At 74.5% G+C, this 20,562-nt stretch carries 16 protein-coding genes and 1 riboswitch; of the genes, 1 reads left to right on the plus strand and 15 read right to left on the minus strand.

Annotation, left to right across the window (positions count from 1 at the left end; all coding sequences use genetic code 11):
• Positions 1–236: 236 nt before the first annotated feature.
• The 15 genes from cobA to FHU30_RS36025 all read right to left on the minus strand — a co-directional run bounded on the left by cobA (position 237) and on the right by FHU30_RS36025 (position 17,924).
• Entirely contained in the window at positions 237–1,481 is a 1,245-nt protein-coding gene (gene cobA / locus FHU30_RS35955) for a uroporphyrinogen-III C-methyltransferase (protein WP_253882011.1), read from the minus strand.
• 186 nt (positions 1,482–1,667) lie between these two features.
• Positions 1,668–3,767: a 5,6-dimethylbenzimidazole synthase gene (gene bluB, locus FHU30_RS47380; RefSeq protein ID WP_253882012.1), complete on the minus strand. Its 2,100-nt coding sequence runs from the start codon at positions 3,765–3,767 to the stop codon at positions 1,668–1,670.
• Positions 3,751–4,788, minus strand: a complete 1,038-nt coding sequence (gene cobC, locus FHU30_RS35965; protein ID WP_253882013.1) for an Rv2231c family histidinol phosphate aminotransferase CobC — start codon at positions 4,786–4,788, stop codon at positions 3,751–3,753. The genes bluB and cobC overlap by 17 nt, the downstream gene beginning before the upstream one ends.
• A 16-nt stretch (positions 4,789–4,804) precedes the next feature.
• On the minus strand, positions 4,805–5,779 hold the full coding sequence (locus tag FHU30_RS35970) for a sirohydrochlorin chelatase (RefSeq protein ID WP_253882014.1): 975 nt from the start codon (positions 5,777–5,779) through the stop codon (positions 4,805–4,807).
• Positions 5,776–6,417, minus strand: a complete 642-nt coding sequence (locus FHU30_RS35975; protein WP_253882015.1) for a precorrin-8X methylmutase — start codon at positions 6,415–6,417, stop codon at positions 5,776–5,778. Before FHU30_RS35975 ends, FHU30_RS35970 begins: the two co-directional genes overlap by 4 nt.
• Positions 6,414–6,650 (minus strand): ferredoxin family protein, encoded by a 237-nt coding sequence (locus FHU30_RS35980; RefSeq protein ID WP_253882016.1) that lies wholly within the window; start codon positions 6,648–6,650, stop codon positions 6,414–6,416. The genes FHU30_RS35975 and FHU30_RS35980 overlap by 4 nt, the downstream gene beginning before the upstream one ends.
• A complete protein-coding gene (gene cobJ, locus FHU30_RS35985) occupies positions 6,641–8,371 on the minus strand; it encodes a precorrin-3B C(17)-methyltransferase (RefSeq protein ID WP_253882017.1) in 1,731 nt (576 codons plus the stop codon). The genes FHU30_RS35980 and cobJ overlap by 10 nt, the downstream gene beginning before the upstream one ends.
• Positions 8,368–9,615, minus strand: coding sequence for a precorrin-6y C5,15-methyltransferase (decarboxylating) subunit CbiE (gene cbiE / locus FHU30_RS35990; protein ID WP_253882018.1), 1,248 nt, complete (start codon positions 9,613–9,615; stop codon positions 8,368–8,370). The genes cobJ and cbiE overlap by 4 nt, the downstream gene beginning before the upstream one ends.
• Positions 9,612–10,832 carry a cobalt-precorrin-5B (C(1))-methyltransferase gene (locus tag FHU30_RS35995; RefSeq protein ID WP_253882019.1) on the minus strand — a complete coding sequence of 407 codons (1,221 nt, stop codon included), beginning with the start codon at positions 10,830–10,832 and terminating at the stop codon, positions 9,612–9,614. The genes cbiE and FHU30_RS35995 overlap by 4 nt, the downstream gene beginning before the upstream one ends.
• A gap of 24 nt (positions 10,833–10,856) precedes the next feature.
• Positions 10,857–11,690: a precorrin-4 C(11)-methyltransferase gene (gene cobM, locus FHU30_RS36000; protein WP_253882020.1), complete on the minus strand. Its 834-nt coding sequence runs from the start codon at positions 11,688–11,690 to the stop codon at positions 10,857–10,859.
• Positions 11,687–12,964, minus strand: coding sequence for a precorrin-2 C(20)-methyltransferase (cobI, locus tag FHU30_RS36005; RefSeq protein WP_253882021.1), 1,278 nt, complete (start codon positions 12,962–12,964; stop codon positions 11,687–11,689). The genes cobM and cobI overlap by 4 nt, the downstream gene beginning before the upstream one ends.
• The gene (locus FHU30_RS36010) at positions 12,961–14,289 is read right to left on the minus strand and encodes a cobyrinic acid a,c-diamide synthase CobB (RefSeq protein ID WP_301324185.1); all 1,329 of its coding nucleotides are present in this window, start codon (positions 14,287–14,289) and stop codon (positions 12,961–12,963) included. The genes cobI and FHU30_RS36010 overlap by 4 nt, the downstream gene beginning before the upstream one ends.
• A gap of 11 nt (positions 14,290–14,300) precedes the next feature.
• Entirely contained in the window at positions 14,301–14,903 is a 603-nt protein-coding gene (gene cobO, locus FHU30_RS36015) for a cob(I)yrinic acid a,c-diamide adenosyltransferase (protein WP_253882023.1), read from the minus strand.
• Positions 14,904–14,905: 2 nt separating this feature from the next.
• Positions 14,906–16,885, minus strand: a complete 1,980-nt coding sequence (locus FHU30_RS36020; protein WP_253882024.1) for a putative cobaltochelatase — start codon at positions 16,883–16,885, stop codon at positions 14,906–14,908.
• A gap of 81 nt (positions 16,886–16,966) precedes the next feature.
• Positions 16,967–17,036, minus strand: a riboswitch (cobalamin riboswitch).
• An 81-nt stretch (positions 17,037–17,117) separates the two neighbouring features.
• Entirely contained in the window at positions 17,118–17,924 is an 807-nt protein-coding gene (locus FHU30_RS36025) for a hypothetical protein (RefSeq protein WP_253882025.1), read from the minus strand.
• Between the two features lie 146 nt (positions 17,925–18,070).
• Here FHU30_RS36025 and FHU30_RS36030 point away from each other — a divergent pair, with 146 nt between their 5' ends.
• The gene (locus tag FHU30_RS36030; RefSeq protein WP_253882026.1) at positions 18,071–20,503 is read left to right on the plus strand and encodes a hypothetical protein; all 2,433 of its coding nucleotides are present in this window, start codon (positions 18,071–18,073) and stop codon (positions 20,501–20,503) included.
• Positions 20,504–20,562 lie beyond the last annotated feature (59 nt).

Genomic DNA, 20,562 nt, shown 5'->3' on the forward strand with positions numbered 1-20,562 from the left:
TTTCGGTGTGTGCGGCCTAGGCGGTGCAGGGGCAGTGGGGTCGTCGGCGGACGGTTCGGAGGCGGGCTCGGGCGCCGGACCGGCATCCGGCTCGGAAGCGGGGCCGGTAGCGGGCTCGGGGGCAGGGCGGGCATGGCGAGGGGCCGGAGCGCCCTTGCGGGCGTCCGGTCGCGCGGGCGGGTCGCCCGCTCGGGGGGCCTCCTCGTCGGGGGCCGCGCTCTGCTCTGCCGGGGGTCTCACGGATCCCGCCCCAAGTCCGCTCTGATGCTGTCGACCTGCTGTGCCACGGTGACGACGTCGCCGACGACCACGATCGCCGGAGGCCGGACACCCGCGGCCGCCATCTCCCCGGTCACGGTGCCCAGCGTGGCGGTGAGCATGCGCTGTCCGGGGAGGGTGCCGTCCTGGATCACGGCGACCGGCGTGTCGGACGAACGACCATAGCGTACGAGGCTCTCGGCGATGAGGGCCATCCGCTCCACCGCCATCAGCAGCACGAGGGTGCCGTGCGCGCGGCCGAGCGCCTCCCAGTCGACGGTGGACGCCGGGTCACCGGGCGCGACGTGCGCGGACACGACGTGGAACTCCTGCGCGACGCCGCGGTGGGTGACCGGGATGCCCGCCGCGGACGGGACGGCGACGGCGCTGGTGATCCCGGGCACGACCAGCACGGGGATGCCGTGCTTCGCGCAGTGGATCACCTCCTCCCCGCCGCGGCCGAACACGAACGGGTCGCCGCCCTTGAGCCGGACGACGAACTTGCCGAGCCGGACCTGCTCGACGATGTGCTCGTTGATCCGGTCCTGGGTGACGGTCCGGCCGTACGGGATCTTGGCGGCGTCGATGATCTCGACGTCGGCGGGCAGCTCGTCCAGCAGCTCGCGGGGCGCGAGGCGGTCGGTGATCACGACGTCGGCCTGGGCGAGCAGCTGGCGGCCGCGCACGGTGATCAGGCCCGGGTCGCCGGGGCCGCCGCCGACCAGCGCGACGCCGGTCGGCTTGGCGCGCGAGTGGCGGGCTTCGAGGGTCGCGTCGCGCAGGCCGTCCAGCACGGCGTCGCGGATCCCGGCGGCGCGGCGCGGGTCGCCGCCGGCGAGGACCCCGACCGTGGTCTCCCCGACCTGCCCGGACGCGGGCGTCCAGGCCGCGGACGCGTCGGCGTCGTCGGCGCGGACGCACCAGACGCGGCGGGCCTCGGCCTCGGCGGCGACGGCCGCGTTGACCTTGGCGTCGTCGGTGACCGCCTGGACGAGCCAGACCCCGTCGCAGTCGCCGGTCTCGAACGGGCGCGCGAGCCAGGTGATCCGGCCGTCCGCCACCAGGTCGTCCAGCGCCGGGGTGACCTCCGGGGCGATCAGCGTGACGTCGGCTCCGGCGGCCAGCAGGGCGGGGACGCGGCGCTGCGCGACCCGTCCGCCGCCGACGACGAGGACGCGTCGCCCGCCGAGTCGCAGGCCAAGCAGGTACGGGGGCACGGGCATCTCTCGCTCGGGAGTTCTCTCGTTCAGTCGGACTCGGGTGACGGACATGTGTGTTTGTGGACCAAAGGTACTCGGCTCGGGGGCGCGGTGCCGAGTTCTCCCCGGCAGTCGACACCCGAGCGTGACTCAAAGCGTGACCGCCGTGTTACCCGGCCGCATCCTTCCGCTCTGACCTCGGCCGACTTGTTACTTCCCCGCTTCCTTCTCGCTGACGCCGGCGGAGTCGAACGTCGCGACCTCGTGCAGGACGCGGGCGGCGCCCTGGACCAGCGGCAGGGCCAGCAGCGCGCCGGTCCCCTCGCCGAGCCGGAGCTCCAGGTCGACCAGCGGGCGCAGCCCGAGGTGCGCGACGGCGGCGCTGTGGCCCGGCTCGGCGGACCGGTGCCCGGCGATGCACGCGCCCAGCGCGTCCGGGCAGAGCGCGGTGGCGACGAGCGCGGCCGCCCCGGCGATCACCCCGTCCAGGACGACCGGCACCTGCAGCGCCGCCGCCCCGAGGATGAACCCGGCGATCCCGGCATGCTCCAGCCCGCCGACCGCCGCCAGCACCTCCAACGCATCCCGCCCCACCGCAGGCCCCCCAACGCCGCCCCGCCCGGACGCCTCGCCCGACGCAGCACCCGCGACCCGCGCGGAGGCACCCGTCGCGGCGCCCGTGACCTGCTCGGACGCACCCGTCGCGAGGCCCGTGACCTGCGTGGACGCGTCCGGCGTGGCGCGCGTGGCCTGCGCGGACGCATCCGGTGTGGTCTCCGGGCTCCGCTGGGGCGGCACGTCCGGCCCATGGGAAGGCGCGGCGTCCGCTACGCCCGAGGACGTGGCGTCCGGCGGGGGCGTCGTGTCGAGGTTGTGGAGGCGGAGGGCGGTGCGGACCACCTCGACCTTGCGGGCGTGGGTGGCGTCGTCGATGCCGGTGCCGCGGCCGGTGACGGCCTCGGGCGGGAGGCCGGTGAAGGCGGCGATCAGGGCGGCGGACGCGGTGGTGTTCGCGATGCCCATGTCGCCGGTGATCAGGCAGTGCGCGCCGGACGCGACCAGGTCGCGGGCCACCTCGATGCCCGTCTCGACCGCCTGGCGCGCCTGCTCGGGCGTCATCGCGGGCCCCTGGGTCATGTCCGCGGTGCCCGGCGCGACCTTGCGGGTGATCAGGCCCGGCGCGGGCGGCAGCGGCGCCGCGACGCCGATGTCGACGACGGAGACCTCGGCTCCGACCTGGCCCGCGAAGGCGTTGACGACCGCGCCGCCCGCCAGGAAGTTGGCGACCATCTGGGCCGTCACCTCCTGCGGCCACGGCGTGACGCCCTGGGCGTGCACGCCGTGGTCGGCGGCGAAGATCGCGACGGCGGCGGGTTCGGGCAGCGGCGGCGGGCACGTCCCGGCGAGCCCGGCGAGGCGGACCGAGACGTCCTCCAGGACGCCGAGCGCGCCGGGCGGCTTGGTGAGCCGGTCCTGCAGCTCCCGGGCGTCCCGCATGGCGGACGCGTCGAGCGGCCGGACGCCCTCGACGGTCTGGGCGATCAGATCCACGATGTCCTCCCCTGGCAGCGCTCGCTGCCCGTACTTCTCCCGGTGGACGGCCCAGGCGAGCGGACGCCGCCGTGCCCAGCCGCTCAGCGCCAGCTGCGGCGCGGGCGGGAACTCCCGCACGTGCCCGGCGCACAGATACGCGACGATCTCCAGATGCGGCGGCAGCTCCAGCTCGGCCGCCAGCTCGCGCTCGTCGAAGAAGCTGACCCAGCCGATGCCGAGGCCCTCGGCGCGAGCGGCCAGCCACAGGTTCTGGACGGCGCACGCGACCGAGTACGGCGCCATCGCGGGCTGGGTCCGGCGGCCGAGCGGGTTCGGGCCGCCACGCGTCGGGTCGCAGGTCACGACGATGCTGACCGGGGCCTCCCGGATCGCCTCGACCTTCATCCCGTCGAACCGCGCCGCGCGGGACCGCACGAGCGACCCGGCGTAGTCGAGCCGCTGCCGCTCGGCCAGCGCCCGGACGCGCTCGCGCTTCGCCTCGTCCCGGATGATCAGGAAGTCCCACGGCTGGGTGAGGCCGACGGACGGGCCGCGGTGCGCGGCGTCCAGCACGCGGGTGAGCAGCGCGTCGTCCACGGGCAGCGGCAGGAAGCCGGTCCGCATGTCCCGGCGCTCGGCGATCACCCGCCGCACCGCCGCCCGCTCCGCCTCGCTGAACCCCTCCGCAGACCCCAACCCCGCCGCCGAGCCCGAACCCGGGGGCTTCGCGGAGGTCGGGGGGACGGGGGTGGTGGCCTCGTCAGGTGCCGAGGTCACGCAGGGCCTCCAGGAGTTCGTCGTTGGCCGCGCGGTCGCGGACGGCGATGCGGAGCCAGTCGGGGCCGAGGCCGGGGAAGGTGTCGCCGCGCCGGACGGCGAAGCCGCGCTGCCGCAGCAGGGCGCGGATGCCCAGGGCGTCCGGGACGCGCAGGCACAGGAAGGACGCGCGCGCCTCCGGGACGACGTAGAGGCCGCGTCCGGTGAGCTCGGCGGCGAGGCGGTCGCGCTCGGCGCCCATCTCGGCGGCCCAGGCGTCCGCCTCGGCGACGGCCTCGGGGCCGCTGCACGCCTCGATCGCGACGAGCGCGGGCGTGGAGACCGCCCAGAGCGGCTGGGCCGCGGCGAGCCGGGTGACCAGGTCGGGCGCGGCGAGGAGGTAGCCCGCGCGGAGCCCGGCGAGCCCCCAGGTCTTGGTGAGGCTGCGGACGACGACGAACCCGGACGGCAGCCGTCCGGCGAGGCTCTCGGGCTCGCCCGGGACGCAGTCCATGAACGCCTCGTCCACGATGACCGTCCGGCCGGGGCGGACGAGCGAGGCGATCGCGGACGCCGGGTGCAGCACCGACGTCGGATTGGTCGGGTTCCCGATCACCACGAGGTCGGCGCCCGCGGGGACGGCGGCGGGGTCGAAGGCGAAGTCCTTGCCCAGCAGCACCCGCTCGACCTGGTGCCCGGCGGCGCGCAGGGCGGCCTCGGGCTCGGTGAACTGCGGGTGGACGACGACCGCGTGGCGGGGTTCCAGGACGCGCGCGAGCAGCACGAACGCCTCGGCCGCCCCGGCGGTGAGGAGCACCTCGTCCGGGGAGCGGCCGTGCCGGCGCGCGACGGCCCGGCGGGCGGGCCGCGGGTCGGGGTAGGCCGCCAGGTCGGCGACCGAGCCGCGGATGCGGTCGGCCAGCCAGGCGGGCGGTGTCGCGGTGCGCACGTTCACCGCGAAGTCGCGGAGCCCGTCGCCCACCTCGGCGTCGCCGTGGTGGGAGAGATCGACATCTTCGCCGGTCAGTGCCTCAAGGTTCACTTGATACCCCAACGTTTCAGCGGGCGTGAACGTGCCCGGCGCCGTGCCCGTGGCCGTGGTCGCCGCCGTGCCCGTGGTCGCCCGCGTGGCCGTGGCCGTGTCCGGACGGGTCGTCCGGGTGGTGGTGCGGGGTCTGCGGCGCGCCGACCTTGTCCTCGAAGCCGGGCATCGCGATGCGGTAGACGCAGGTGTCGCAGTTCATCCGGATGTCGCCGCGCAGCGCCTCCTCGTACCGCTCGACCACGATGTCGGCGAGGCCGTCGCAGTCGCCGATGACCTCGGCGCACCGGACGTCCACCCCGGGATGTGACGCGGCCCACTGCTCGGACTCGGACACGACCCGGTCCGGCAGGACGCCGGAGAACAGGAAGTACGGCAGCACGACGATCCGCTCCGCGCCGAGCCGCCGCAGCCGCTCCAGCCCCTCGGGAACGCTCGGCCGGGCGAGCGAGATGAACGCCGGCTCGACCGCCGCGAGGCCGCGTCCCTGCTCCGGGCCGCCCGCGCCGCGTCCCTCCCAGAACAGCCGCGCGACCTTGTGCACCTCGGCGTTCGCGTCCGGATCGGTCGACCCGCGTCCGACCAGCAGGACGGCCGTCCCGCCCGCGACCGGATCCGGACCCGCGTCCAGGGCGGCGGCCAGGCGCTCGTCCAGGAGGGTGAGGAGGGTCGGGTGCGGGCCGAGGGGACGGCCGTAGGCGTAGGACAGACCCGGGTGGCGGACGATCTCGCGCGCCATCGCGCCCGGGATGTCGCCCTTGCCGTGTCCGGCGCCGACCAGCACGAGCGGGACGGCCGCGACGTGCCGGTGCCCGTCCGCGTACAGATCGGCGACGGCCTCGGTCAGCGGCGGACGGGACAGCTCGATGAACCCGCCGGTCACCGCCGTCCCGGCCATGCGGCGGGCGAGCCGTCCGACGAACCGGCCGAAGTCGGCGACGCCCGCCTCCGACTGCGTGCCGTGCCCGACGACCAGAAGCGGCGCGTTCACTGGGGGTCCCCCTCGTGGTAGAGCAGTGCGTTGCAGGCGGCGGCCGCGACGGCGGAGCCGCCCTTCTCGGAGTAGTTGCTGACCTGCGGCAGGCCGCTGTCGCGCAGCGCCTGCTTGGACTCGGTCGCGCCGACGAACCCGACCGGCAGGCCGATCACCAGCGCCGGCCGGACGCCCCGCTCGATGATCTCGACCAGCGCGGTGGGCGCGCAGCCGACGACCCAGACCGCGCCCGGGCCGACCTCGGCGTAGGCGAGCCGGACGGCGGCGGCGGACCGGGTGATCCCGGCGGCGCGGGCCATCCGCCCGGTGGCCGGGCCCGCGACCTGGCAGACCACGTCGCGGGCGGTGATCCCGGCGGCGACCATCTCGACGTCGGTGACGATCGGCGCGCCCGCGCGCAGCGCCGCGAGCCCCTGGAGGAGGTCCTCCTCGCGGGTCAGGATGTCGACCGCGTACTCCAGGTCGGCGCTGGCGTGGATGACCCGCTCGGTGACGGCGCGCCACAGCGGCGGCATCGGCGACAGGTCCACGCGCGAGCGCAGGATCCGGTACGACTCGACCTCGATCGGATGCGGCTTCCGCACGCGCGGAGCCGCCCCGTCCGCGGGACGCGGGGACGTCGCGTTCTCGGTCATCTGGGTGGTTCCTCCTCGATCGCGTCCACCGGGCAGACTTCGATGCACTCGCCGCAGCCGGTGCACAGGTCGGGCAGCACGAGCAGGGGGCGGCCGTGCGGCCGGATCGCGTGCTCGGGGCAGGTCAGCAGGCACGCGCCGCACCCCTGGCACCGGTCGGTGACGGCGACCAGCGTCGCACGCCCCGCGCGGGCACCCGACGCGGCATGCGCCGTAGCAGCGGCTAGGACCATCGGTAGCCTCGCGGGGTGACGAAGCGGCCGGCGATGGCGCGGCTCCGGCTGGAGCCGACCAGGACGACGGTGAACATGTCGACCTGGGCCGGGTCCACCTCGGCGAGGGTGGTGAGGGTCGCGGTCTGGTCCGGTCGGGTGGCGTTGCGGACGAAGCCGACCGGCGTCTCCGGCGGGCGGTGCTCGGCGAGGATCTTCAGCGCGGCGGGCAGCTGCCAATCGCGCGCGCGTGAGCGCGGGTTGTAGAAGCAGACCGTGAAGTCGCCCTCGGCCGCGGCGCGGACGCGTCGCTCGATGACCTCCCACGGCGTGTGCAGGTCGGAGAGCGAGATGTAGGCGTGGTCGTGGCCGAGGGGCGCGCCGAGCAGGTTGGACGCGGCAACGGCGGCGGTGATGCCGGGGACGCCGTCCACCTCGATGTCCACGCCGGCGAATTCCAGCGCCGGACTCGCCATCGCGTACACCCCCGCGTCGCCGGAGCCGATCAGCGCGACGGCGTTGCCGCGCGAAGCCTCCTCGACGGCCGTCCGGGCGCGTTCCTCCTCCTGGCCGAGCCCGCTTTCGAGGACGCGCGTCCCAGGACGGACCAGGTCGCGGACCTGGTCCACGTACTGGTCCAGCCCGACGATCACCGAGGCGCGGCGCAGGGACGCCTCGGCGCGCGGGGTGAGCAGGTCGCGGGCGCCCGGGCCGAGGCCGACGATGCTGAGCCGCCCGCGCGGGGTGAGGCGGGCGACGGCGCAGGTCGCGTTGGCGGTCTTGTGCTTCGCGGCGACCAGTTCGGCGGCGCGTCCGAACGTGCGGGCGGCGTGCAGGGCGGACGCCTCGGCGACGGACGGCGTCCCGACCTCGGCCCGGACGACCTCGGACGGGTTCGGCACCTCGACCGCCGACAGGACCGCGGACGGGTAGGTGGCGACGTCCCAGCCGCGCTCGCGGGCGGCGTCCAGGATGCCCTGCTCGTCCGCCTTGAGGTCGACGGTCGCGACGCAGCGGACGGACTCGGGCGCGAGCCCGGCCTCCGCGAGCGTCTGGTCGATCAGCCCGCCGACCTCGGCGGACGACACGCCGCGCGCGGAGCCGACGCCGACGACCAGCGACGGAGGCCGGTACACGAGCCGGTTGCCGAACCAGCCGTCGTGGCACATGCAGGTCAGCTCGGCCTCGTCGGTGATCAGGATGCCGGCGTTCGCGTCCTCGGCATCGGACGAGACGTTCGGCGGGAGCGGCGGCAGGGGCCAGGCGTCCGCGCCGTCCAGCAGGACGGGTTCGCCGGACAGGACGGCCGCGCCGACGTGCGCGAGCAGGTCCGGGTTGTGGATCGTGAAGCCGAGGTCGCGGCCGTAGGAGTCGAGCGCGGCGATGTTGGCGTTGTCGCTGGCGGTCGTGATCACCGGCTGCGTGCCGAGCACCCCGGTGAGCCGTCCGGCCAGCAGGTTCGCGCCGTGGTGGCCGCCGAGGACGGCGACGGCGAAGCTCATCGACTCGTCCACGCAGACGACCGCCGGGTCCTCGGTCTTGTGGCCGAGCAGCGGCGCGAGAACGCGGACGGTCGCGCCGACGGCGAGGAACGACACGATCGCGTCGCAGGTCCGCCATGCCTCGCGCAGCGCGTCGGCGGGCTTGTCCTCGGTGAGGACGCGGACCTCGCCGGGCCAGGCGGCGGCGAGGGTGGCGGCGGCGGTCCGGCCGCTCGCGGTGGCCGCGATGACCCCGATCACAGGACACTCCCGGGTAGTTCGGTGACGGGCCGCCGGGCGGGCGGCTCGGGCGGGCGGACGGTCACGGGGCTGCGTTCGCCCCAGACGAGGTGGACGGGATTGGTCGCCGCGAGCCGGTGCACGTCGCCGGGCAGCGGCGACAGCCGGTTCGCCTGGATCTGCACGGCCTCTACTGCGAACCCTTCGGCGCGCAACGCGTCCATGGACGGCCTAACGCGCTCGATCGCGGCAAGCGTCACGACGACCGACCGCAAGGCTCGCTCCGCGCACGCGCGCACGACCTCGGGCCCGCCGCCGCCTACGAACACCGCGTCCGGAACGGGCAGGTGGGCGAGGACGTCCGGGGCGGTTCCGCGTGAGACGGCGACCTTCACCTCGTGCGCGCGCACGTTGGCGCGGATGCGTTCGCAGGCCGCCTCGTCCTTCTCGACAGCGACGACAGCCGCGCCGAAGCGGGCGCACTCGATCGCTACCGAGCCGCTGCCCGCACCGATGTCCCACACCATGTCGCCTACGCGCGGCCCGAGCTTGGCCAGGGCGAACGCGCGGATCTCGGCCTTGGTGACGAGCGAGTCGCGATGGGAGAAGGCAGCTTCGGGGAGCGCCCAGACGGACGGTCCGGGACGTCCTCCAGCGAGCCAGCCCTTAGCGCCGACCGATCGGCGCGCGTCAAGGACGAGCACGACGTTCGGATCCCGCCACGGACGCGTCGAAGCCTCGGCCGGACGCACGTGCACGATCCGCTCGTCCGGGCCGCCCAAGTCCTCGCACACCACGAAGGTGCGCGGAGTCTGCGGGAACAGCTCGCGCGCCAGCTCGGCAGGCCCGGCCCCGGGCGCGGTCAGGACGGCGACCTTGGGATGCGCGCGGCACGCGTTCACCGCGCGCCGAAGCTCGCGCCCGTGCGCGGACACGACGAGCGCGTCGTCCCACGGCAGCCCGGCCCGCGCGAACGCCTGCGCGACCGACGACAGCGCAGGCAGCACGCGCGGCTTGTGGCCCCGCTCCCGCAAAGCCCGCACGATCCCGAAGAACCCCGGATCGCCGCTGGCCAGCACGACGACCTCGCCTGTCGCCTTGTCGATGGCGTCCAGAGCAGCCGGGACGTTGCCCATGACAATGGTTCGGGCGTTCGGCGGGATGGTCACGGACGCGAGGTGTCGCGCTCCGCCGACGACGAGCGTCGCGGAGGCCAGGAGTTCGGGGGCGACGGGGGCGCCGTCCAGGCCGATGACGGTGATCATCCGGATCTCGCCATCCGGCCGAACATGCCGACCATCTTCTCGCCGGTGAAGTCGACCAGGACGACCTGCGCCGCGATCGGGCTGCGCTCGGTCCCGGCGGCCTCGGCGGCGAAGCGCTCCAGCACGCCGGCGACGCGGCGGCACAGCTCGCGCCCGCACGGTCCGAGCACCCCGGCGGCCTCCCACAGCTCGTAGGCGTGCCGTCCGGTGTTGGCGACGGCGACCTCGGCGGCCAGCTCCTCGTTCCCGGTCATGTCGCGGGTGATGTCGCCGAGCAGGGACGTGTCGACCTTCGAGCGCGTGTAGTGGGTCATCAGGATCCCGGCGGCGAGCTTGGTGAGCTTGCCCGCCATCCCGACGAACACGACCTGCGTGAGGCCGTTCTCGACGGCCCGCCGGAGCGCCGCGCCGGTGAAGTCGCCGACCTCGACGAAGCACACGTCGGGCAGCCTGGGCAGCATCTTCATCGCGCCCTTCTCGGTCCGGCCGCCCGTGCAGAGGACGAGCGTCTTCTCGCCCTGCGCGGCCATCACCGAGACGGCCTGCTCGACGCTCGCGCGCCACGAGGCCGTGGAGAACGGGCGGACGATCCCGGTCGTCCCGAGGATCGAGATGCCGTCGAGGATGCCGAGCCGCTTGTTGGTCGTCTTGCGCGCCATCCGCTCCCCGTCGGGGACGGAGATGACCACGCGGACGCCGCGTCCGGTCGCGGGGTCGGTGAGGCCGTCCGCGTCCGGGGCCTCGTCGTACTGGACGTCGTGCAGCGCCTCGGCGACCGCGCGGGTGATCATCGCCCGCGGGACGGGGTTGATCGCCGGACCGCCCAGCTCCAGGCCGAGGCCCGGCTTGGTGACGACGCCGACGCCCTCGCCGCCGTCCAGGTCCAGGCCCGGCTCGTCCCGCCAGGACACGTCGGCGGTGATGTGCGCGCCGTGCGTGACGTCCGGGTCGTCCCCGGCGTCCTTGATGACGACGGCCCGCGCGCGCCCGCGCTCCCCGTCCGTCGCCGTCTCCTCGACCTTGAACGTGACCCGGTTGCCGGACGGGAGCGCGATCTCCACGTATCCGGGCAGGTCCTCGCCGCGCAGCAGCAGCGTCGCGGCCTTCGCGGCGGCGGTCGCGCAGGACCCGGTGGTCCAGCCGGTGCGCAGCGCCTTCTGCCGGACCTTCATCGTCCGGGGAAGGTCCGGTTCGCGCAGTTCGCGGTCGTCAGTCATCCGTCATCCTTCGGGAGCTCGCCGTCAAGAGGAGCGACGAGCCTCGCGGAGGGAGCGCCGCGCGGCGGGCTCGGCACGCCGGAAACCGTGGAAGTGGCCGGGGTGGTAGAGGTGCGAGCGGGTGCCGCCGGCCGCCAGGGCCGGGCCGACCAGCACGAGCGTGTGCTTCCACAGCTTGTGCTCCTTGACGGTCGCCGACAGCTCGCCGAGCGCGCAGCGGACGATCAGCTCGTCCGGCCAGCTGCACTGGTAGGCGATCACGCACGGCGTGTCCTCGGGGTAGCCGCCTTCGAGCAGCTCGTCCTGGAGCTGGCCGGAGCGCGCCGCCGACAGGAACAGCGCCATCGTCGTGCCGTGCCGGGCGAACTCGCGGACCTCCTCGCCGGGCGGCATCGGCGTCTTGCCGCCGCCGAGCCGGGTCAGGATCACCGACTGCGCGACCTCCGGGATCGTCAGCTCGCGCCCGACCGCCGCCGCGACCGCGCTGAAGCTGGACACGCCTGGGATGACCTCGGTCTCCAGGCCCATCTCCACGCACCGGTCGAGCTGCTCCTGCAACGCGCCCCACAACGCCGGGTCGCCCGAGTGGATGCGCGCGATCGTCAGCCCCTCGGCGACGGCCCGCTCGTAGTAGGGCAGGACGCCTTCCATAGGAAGCTGCGCCGAATCGACGATCTCAGCGTCTGCGCGCGCGTGCACGAGGACGTCCGGGTGGACGAGCGAGGCGGCCCAGATCACCACGTCCGCGTCGGCGATCGCCTTCGCGGCGCGGAACGTCAGCAGATCGGCCGCGCCGGGCCCCGCGCCTACGAAGAGGACGCGACCGGTAGTCGAAGTGCCGGAATCGTCGGGGGTCACAGCTTGCCTCCTCGGCTGGTCCGGCGGCCCGGAACGATCAGAGTGGAGAGATACGGCACAGGGCCGTCGATCGCGCTCGCCGGGCCGACGTCCTCGCCGGGCAGGCCGAGCCGGGCGCCGTAGACGGCGTCGTCGAGCCGTCCGGCGTCCTTGAGCTCCTGGACGACCTCGGACGCTCTGGAGCCGAACTTGTAGGCCACGACGGTGTCGCAGGCCGCGAGCGCCTCGCGGAACCCGTCGGTTCCGCCGGTCAGCGGGACGAGCGCCACCGACTCGGTGCCCTCGGCGAGGACCGTTCCCGAGCGCGCCGCGAGGTCCTGCATGGCGGTGATGCCCGGGACGGTCTCGACCGCCACGTCCGGACGATCCGCGCGGACGCTCTGCGCCAGGTAGGTGAAAGTGGAGTACACGTTCGGGTCGCCGATCGTGGCGAACACGACCGTCCGCGCGCCGCCCTCGAACGCCTCGCGCACGCGCGCGGCCGCGCCGTCCCAGGCCGCGGCGCGCTTCTCGGTGACGCCGCCGCGGTCGTTGAGCGCGAAGACGACGCGCTCGGCCTTCGCCGTGTACTCCCGGACGACCGATTCGGCGCGTCCGGGCTCGTCCAGGGCCATGACCGGAACCAGGACGACGTCGGCCTCCTGGAGGAGCCGGACGGCCTTGGCCGTGATCAGCTCGGGGTCGCCGGGCCCGACGCCGATGCCGACGAGCCGCGGCGGGCCGTCCGGGGCGGTGTCGGTGGCGAGCCGGGAGAACATCACCAGGTCGCGGTGCGCGCTGGCGCCGCGCTGGACGCCCTCGCGCCGGAACCCGGCCTTCTCCGCGACCCGCATCGAGGCGGTGTTGTCGGTGAGCGTCCGCAGCTCGACGCGGTGCAGCCCGCAGTCCACCAGCGCCCAGTCGCAGGCCAGCCGCAGCGCCTCGGTCGCGTGCCCGTTGCCGCGCGAGGCCGCGCGCAGCGCGTACCCGACCTCGCAGGTGTCGTGCGCCGAATCCACCCGGAACAGGCCCATGAACCCGATCAGCGTGTCGGTCTCGCGGTCGGCGACCGCCAGGTGCACCGACACCCCGAACCGCTGCCCGTTGGGGACCGCCACGGTCAGCCAGTGCGCGAGCGCCTCGGCGTCGTGCACGCCGTGCAGGGTCTGCGGCAGGATCTCCGGCTCGGTCCGGACGATCTCCACCAGCGCCTCGGCGTCGTCCAGGTGCAGCTGCCGGACGATCGTCCGCTCGGCCTCCAGCCGGACGGGACGGCGGAACACGCTCTCGTTCATCGGGTGGCGGCCTCCACGAAGCGGCGGGCGGAACCGGGCGATCCTGCCCAGTGAAGATGCAGGTAGGAGGCGACGCAACCGGGCTGGACGAATCCGGCCGGGCCTTCGGTGCTCCACTGCCACGCCGCCATCCCACCGTGAGCCGGGTCGGTGGCCGTGCGGTGGAACTCATGGCCATGGAAGCGCTCGCCCGCGCGCGCGATGACGGAATCGGAAACCGCTACGGCAGCCCTATAGCCGAGGGTCAGTTTCAGCGTCATCGTCGCCTTCACACCAGGCAGGACGCCGCACATCGGCTTGCCGTCCAGCTCGTCCGCGAGGTAGAGGAGGCCGGCGCACTCGGCATAGAGCGGGCCCTTGAACGCGGCGATCTCCTTGCGGAGCGGCTCGTTCGCCGACAGGTCAGCGGCGTACATCTCGGGGAACCCGCCGCCGATGACGACGCCGCGCGTACCGTCCGGCAGGCGCTCGTCCCGTAGCGGATCGAACCGGACGACCTCGGCCCCGGCCGCCGCGAGCAGTTCCTCGTTCTCCGCATAGCCGAACGTGAACGCCGCCCCACCAGCCACAGCAACACGTGTCCGGGCAACGCCGTCACCCGGCGGTGTCCAGGGGTCGGCGTGGAGGTCGGGCGCGGTCCGGGCCAGGGACATGAGGGCTTCGAGGTCGCAGTGGCGTGCGACCAGGTCACCCAGGCGGCGGACGGTCTCGACGGCCTCGGCATGCCGTTCCGCCGCCGGGACGAGGCCGAGGTGGCGGGACGGCTTGGCGATGTCGTCCGTCCTCGGCAGCGCGCCCAGGACGGGGACGCCGGTCTCCTCGATCGCGTCCCGGCACAGCGCGGCGTGCGCCTCCGAGCCGACGCGGTTCAGGATGACGCCGCCGAAGCGGACGTCGCCGAACGACCGGAACCCGTGCACGAGCGCGGCGACCGAGCGGCTCGCCGCCGACGCGTCCACGACCAGCACCACGGGCGCGTCGATCAGCGCCGCGACGTGCGCGGTCGACGCGTAGTCGCCGCCGGACGAGCCGCCCGGACCCGCCTTCGCCGCGCCGTCGAACAGCCCCATGACGCCCTCGACGACCGCGATGTCCGCACCGCGCGCGCCGTGCAGCAGCAGCGGCGTGACCAGCGCCTCCGAGGTCAGCCACGGGTCGAGGTTGCGCCCGGGACGTCCGGTGGCGAGGCCGTGGTAGCCGGGGTCGATGTAGTCCGGACCGACCTTGTGCGGCGACACGGCGAGGCCGCGCGCGGCCAGCGCCGCCATCAGCCCGGTCGCGACGGTCGTCTTGCCGCTTCCGGAGGCAGGCGCGGCGACGACCAGCCGGGGAAGCGCTACCACTCGATGCCCTTCTGGCCCTTCTGGCCCCGGTCCATCGGGTGCCTGACCTTGGTCATCTCGGTGACCAGGTCGGCGGCCTCCAGCAGCCGCGGGTCGGCGTCCCGGCCGGTGATCACGACGTGCTGGTTCCCCGGCCGGTCCTTGAGCGCGGCGAGCACGTCGTCCACGTCCACCCAGCCCCACTTCATCGGGTAGGTGAACTCGTCCAGCACGTAGAACCGGTAGGTCTCGGCGGCGAGGTCGCGCTTGATCTGCTCCCAGCCCTCGCGCGCGTCCGCGGCGTGGTCGGCCTCGGTGCCCGCGCGCTGGATCCAGGACCAGCCCTCGCCCATCTTGTTCCAGGCGACCGTCCCGCCCTGCCCGCTCTCGCCGAGCGCCTTCAGCGCGGTCTCCTCGCCGATGCGCCACTTCGCCGACTTCACGAACTGGAACACCCCGATCGGCCAGCCCTGGTTCCAGGCGCGCAGCGCGAGCCCGAACGCGGCCGTCGACTTGCCCTTGCCGGGACCGGTGTGCACGATCAGCAGTGGCCGGTTGCGGCGCTCGCGGGTGGTCAGGCCGTCCTCCGGGACGTACTCGGGCTTGCCCTGCGGCATCGTCAGGCCACCTTCCTCGCGTCGCGGACGACCCCGGCGAGGGAGTCGGCCCCCAGGTCCTCCAGCCGGACGACCTCGCCGCCCAGCCGTTCTCCGAGCCGTCCGGCGAGGCCGAGCCGCACCGGGCCGGACTCGCAGTCCACGACGACCGCCGCGACGTCCGCGAGCAGCGCCGCAGCGCGCATCGGGTCGTCGCCGTGCGTGGCGCGGCCGTCGGTGACCAGCACCAGCAGCGGACGCCGCGCCGGGTCGCGCAGCCGCTCCACCCGCAGCACCTCGGCGGCGCGCAGCAGCCCGGCGGCGAGCGGCGTCCGGCCGCCGGTCGGCAGCCGCTCCAGCCGGCGCGCGCCCGCGTCCACCGAGGACGTCGGCGGCAGCGCCAGCTCGGCGTCCCTCCCCCGGAAGGTGATCAGGCCGATCTTGTCGCGGCGCTGGTAGGCGTCCAGGAGCAGGCTGAGCACCGCGCCCTTGACCGCCCGCATCCGCTGCCGCGCGGCCATCGAGCCCGACGCGTCCACGAGGAACAGGACGAGGTTGCCTTCGCGTCCGTCCCGGACGGCCTCGCGCAGGTCTTCGGGTGTGACGAGCAGGCCGGGTCCGGACCGCCCTCGGGCCTTCTGGTGCGGCGCGGCGGCCCTCAGCGTCGCGGTCAGGTGGACGCCTCGCGCGCCCGGACGCGCCCCCGCGACGCGTCCGAACGGGCTGCGCGCCTTGGACCTGCGTCCCGGCGCGCCCGTCCCGGTGCCGGGCACGGTGAACAGGCGCGGCTTGTACGTCGCGCCAGGCTGAGCGGCCTCCTGCTCGCCGCCGCCACCCGCAGCCTCCTGCTGCTTGTTGGACGAACCGCCCCCGCCCGATGCGTCGATGCCCTCCCCATCCGCGGACTCGGGCGCGCCGCCCGGTCCGTCGTCGTTCGGGGGCGTGCCGCCGGGGCCGTCGTCGTCCGGGGGCTCGGGGTCGTCGCCGTGCTGGTCGAGGACGTCGTCCAAACGCTGCTCGTCCAGGCCGGGCGCGTCGAACGGGTCGCGGCGGCGGCGGTGCGGCAGCGCGAGCCGGGCGGCTGTCCGGACGTCGTCGGACGTCACGGTCGTGCGGCCGTTCCACGCGGCGAGCGCCATCGCGGTCCGCGCGGTGACGAGGTCGGCGCGCAGGCCGTCCACCTCGAACGCGGCGCACACCGCGGTGATCTGGCGCAGCGCGGCGTCGGTCAGCTCGACGTCCGGCAGCTTCGCGCGGGCGGCGGTGATCCGGAAGGCGAGGTCGGCCTCGGCCTCCACCCATCCGGCGGCGAACCCGGCCGGGTCCTCCTCGAACCGCAGCCGCCGCCGGACGACCTCGGCGCGCTCGGCCGGATCGCGGGTCGCGGCGACCTCCACGGTCAGCCCGAACCGGTCGAGCAGCTGCGGGCGCAGCTCGCCCTCCTCCGGGTTCATCGTCCCGACCAGCAGGAACCGGGCCGCGTGCCGCACCGACACGCCCTCGCGCTCGACGTACGACTCGCCCATCGCGGCGGCGTCGAGCAGCAGGTCGACCAGGTGGTCGTGCAGCAGGTTGACCTCGTCCACGTACAGCACGCCGCGGTGCGCGGCGGCGAGCAGGCCGGGCTCGAACGCCTTCACGCCCTCGGTCAGCGCGCGCTCGATGTCGAGCGACCCGGTGAGCCGGTCCTCGGACGCGCCGACGGGCAGCTCGACGAGCCGCGCCTCCCGGGGCTGCCCGGTCGCGGCGGCGTGCGGGCCGTCCGGGCAGCGCGGGTCGGGGTCCTTCGGGTCGCACGAGAAGCGGCACCCGGGCACGACCTCGACCGCGGGCAGCAGCGCCGCGAGCGCCCGCACGATCGTGGACTTCGCGGTGCCCTTCTCCCCCCGGACGAGCACCCCGCCCACGGCGGGCGAGACGGCGTTGACGAGGAGGGCGAGCTTGAGGTCGTCCATTCCGACGACGGCGGAGAACGGGTACCGGACGGCGGAGCCGCGCGTCATCGGCGCATCAGTGAGGGCATGCCTCGAAGTCCCTTCCCTCGGGTGTCCACGCCCGTGGTTGGCGGTCGGTGGCGACGCCCGGAGTTCCTGACTCACCAGTCATCCTGGTTCACAGTTGCGGGCACAGTCCCGGATTCCCACCGGGTTCCTCGCGGTCCGTCGCCCAGACAGGATGACATACCCCCTGCTTACGCCCAAGCCATGACCTGTCCCCGCCCCGGACCGGTGCGGCTCACGCCCGTGTGAGGACGGGGTTCCGCGCGTCCAGATCGAACTTCGCCACCGCGCACCGCATCACGTCGGCGCAGTCCCTGGACTTGGCCTCGCCCGCGGCGACGAACACGGCGACCTCATACTCGGGGAACTCGACCAGCCAGCCGCCTTCCGCTTTACGGACCCGCGCATCCGAGACATCCGGACGCCCGACCCGAGCCAGCCTCTCCCGCGCTCCCTCCGCCGACGTGCCGGACGCGCTGGCCAGGAGCGTTCCGTTGGCGAGCGCGGTGCCGTCCGGCCAGCGTCCGGCCAGCGCCTCGCGCGCCAGCTCGGCCCGCTTCTTCCGCGTCGCCCTCCAGGCCCCGGCGGACGGGCGCCGCGTCCAGTACCCCTTGGTCCGCCTCCGGCCGCGGAAGATCCACCACTCCCACACGAGGCAGGCGAGGAGCACCAGCGGCGAAACCAGGACGAGCGCCGCGGACGTCCCGAAGCCCGGCGCGTCCACCTGCACCCGCAGCGCCGCGCCGCCGGGCTCGGCGTTGACCGCCGCGAGCCCGTCGGCAGGCGACGTGAACGCGCCGACCCACCGGTACGTCCGTCCTCGCTCTTCGAGGCGCTCGCCGTCCCCGTGCCGCTTCGCATCGACCTTCAGGGGCGTCGTCACGCCGCTCGCGCCGGTGAGCGAAAGGGCGGACGGCGACGCCATCGACTCCTCGACGTAGACCGTGTACCGCAGCCCCTTGGTCACGTAGAGCGAGGCCCGGCCGTCCGCCTCGTCACGCGCGTAGACGGCGTCGAGCGAGGCGGCTGTGAACAGGGCCATGTGCGTCAGCGCGAAGACAGCGCAGACGGCGACGAACAGCCCGAGAACCGCTGCCGGAACGTAATAGACGCGCCTGGAAGGACGAAAGGGGCGCTGGTATTCATATGCCACCGATGGGACCACGGCGTGATCGTAGATGAGGTGTGGTGGACGCAACACGTGCGGAGATCGACGGGGTGCCGGTCTTCTGGAGCCCCGGCGACGGCTCCGGCGGGTACTCGGCCGCGCTGGTCTTCCGCGCCGGCCGGGTGGACGAGCCGCTCGCGCGCGCCGGGATCACGCACATGGTCGAGCATCTGGCGCTGCACCGGCTCGGACGCGAGGACCGGCACTACAACGGCGCGGTCGGCCCGTTCAGCACCAGGTTCGTCTCGCACGGGACGCCGGACGAGGTGGCCGGGTTCCTCACCGGCGTGTGCGCGGCGCTGCGCGACCTGCCGCTCGACCGCCTGGACGACGAGAAGCGCATCGTCCGCACCGAGGAGGACCAGCGCGCCTTCGGCGTTGTCGAGACGCTGGCGCGCTGGCGGTACGGGCCGTCCGGGCTGGGCCTGGTCGGCTACCCCGAGCTGGGCGTCCCCGGGCTGACCGGTGAGAACGTTGCGGGGTGGGCCGCCTCGCGGTTCACCCGGGGCAACGTGGCGCTCGGCATCGTCGGCGGTCCGCCGCCCGAGGGGTTGCGCCTTGATCTGCCGGACGGTCCGCGCATCCCGGTGCCCGAGTCGGACGACCTGACCAATGGCCGCACGTACTTCCAGGAGCGCGTCAACGGTGTCGGGTTCAGCGGGGTCGTGCCCGCCGGTCCTGCCGCGCGCGTGTACCGGGAGCTGCTGCTGAGCCGGTTGCACCGGGCGCTGCGGCTGGACCGCGCGCTCAGCTACACGCCGCAGGCCGAGTTCCAGCGCACCGGGCCCGGCAGCGCCGCGATCATCGCATTCGCGGACGGTCTCGACGAGGTGCTGCCGGAACTCGTCGAAGCGTTCCTCGCCGAGCTGGACGCGCTGGCCGAAGGCCGCTTCGACGAGGCCGACCTCGGCCGCGCGGTGACCGAGCTGCAGGCCGCTCGTCCGGAGGCCGAGAGCCACGTGAGCGGCCGGTGCCTCCTCGAACTGATCGGGGCGACGCAGCGCACGTCCGCCGAAGCGCGCGAGCGGCTCGGCGCGGTCACCGCCGAAGAGGTCGCCAAGGTGGCGCAGGCGGCGATGGACTCCGCGCTGCTGATGCTCCCGCACGGAGTCGGCTGCCCGGACGGCCGGTACCGTCCCGCGCCGACCGCTTCGACCCGCGCGGTCGCCGGGCGCGTCCACTCGCCGTACGAGAAGAGCGGGGAGGTACTGATCGCCGGGGCGTCCGGTGTCACGAAGATGTACGGGCCGACCCCCGCGACCATCCGGTACGACGAGTGCGCGGCCGTGCTCGCCTGGCCGGACGGCGCCCGCGTCCTCTACGGGCCGGACGGCATCGTGATCACCCTGGAGCCGGGCCGCTGGTCGGAGGCGGAGCGCCTGATCGCCGAGATCGACGCCCACGTGGACGCCGACCGCGTCTCATGGCAGCCCGCCAGGGACGCAGCGCAGATACCGGAACCGCCGAGCGCCGAGCCTTACGAGGCGGTCGTCCCGCAGACGAAGCCGGGCAGGTTCGCCAAGGACGTCGCCGACCACGATCACAACCTCGCCGCGCTGACGTCCGCGATGCCGCGCGTGCGGTCCGGCGATCTCGACGCCGGTCTCGCGCTGCTCGCCGGGACGCGCGACAACGGCGAGGAGCGCTGCCTGGCGGCCGACCGGCTCGGCGCGGCGGCCGTGCCGCACGTGGACGCCCTCGTGCGGATGGCCGACGCCCGCCCGGACGATCCGGACGTGCAGCTCTGGCTCGGCGCCACGCGCATCGCGCAGGCGTGGAACGCCAGGACCGGCGCGCACGCGGAGGATCTGGAAGCCGTCCGGTTCCATGCGTTCTGGCGGCTTCTGGCCCAGGCCGGCGAGCCGCTGTACCGCGCCGCCGAACTCCTGCCGGACGATCCCGCGCCCTGGGACCGCCTCCAGCGGCACGCGATCGGGCTCCAGCTCGGCCGTCCCGAAATCGACCGGCTCTGGGACGAGGCGGTCCGGCGAGGCCCGGACGTGTACGCCTTGCACCGCAGCCGGTTGCAGGCGCTCTGCCGCAAGTGGTGGGGGACGGACGCCGAGGCGCTCGCGTTCGCCGAACGGGCCGTCGCGGACGCCGATCCGGGCGACGCGCGCGTGGCTCTGATCGCCGAGGCGCACACCGAGATCGCCGTGGAGCTCGACCGGCACCCCGAGAACGGCATGGCCTGGCTCACCTACATCAGCGAGCCGGACGTGCACGGCGCGATCGCGGACGCCGCGGACAGGTGGGTCGAGGCGTCCCGGCCGCATCCGCGCGATCCGCTGGCGCACCGGATGTTCGGCGAGGCGTTCTACTACGCGGGCGACTTCGACCGCGCGCGGCGCCACCTGGTGTCGGCGGGCGTGGCGTTCCCAGGCGGCAGCGCCAAGGCCATGCGGCGGCACCTCGGGTTGAGGGCCCGCCGCGTCCGCAAGGCCCGGCTCTGATCCGGCGGGGCGATCAGAGCGGGGCGGTCACAGCGGGACGGTCACAGCGGGGGCGGTCA

This window comes from Actinomadura rupiterrae (assembly GCF_024172125.1).
GTDB classification, from domain to species: domain Bacteria; phylum Actinomycetota; class Actinomycetes; order Streptosporangiales; family Streptosporangiaceae; genus Spirillospora; species Spirillospora rupiterrae.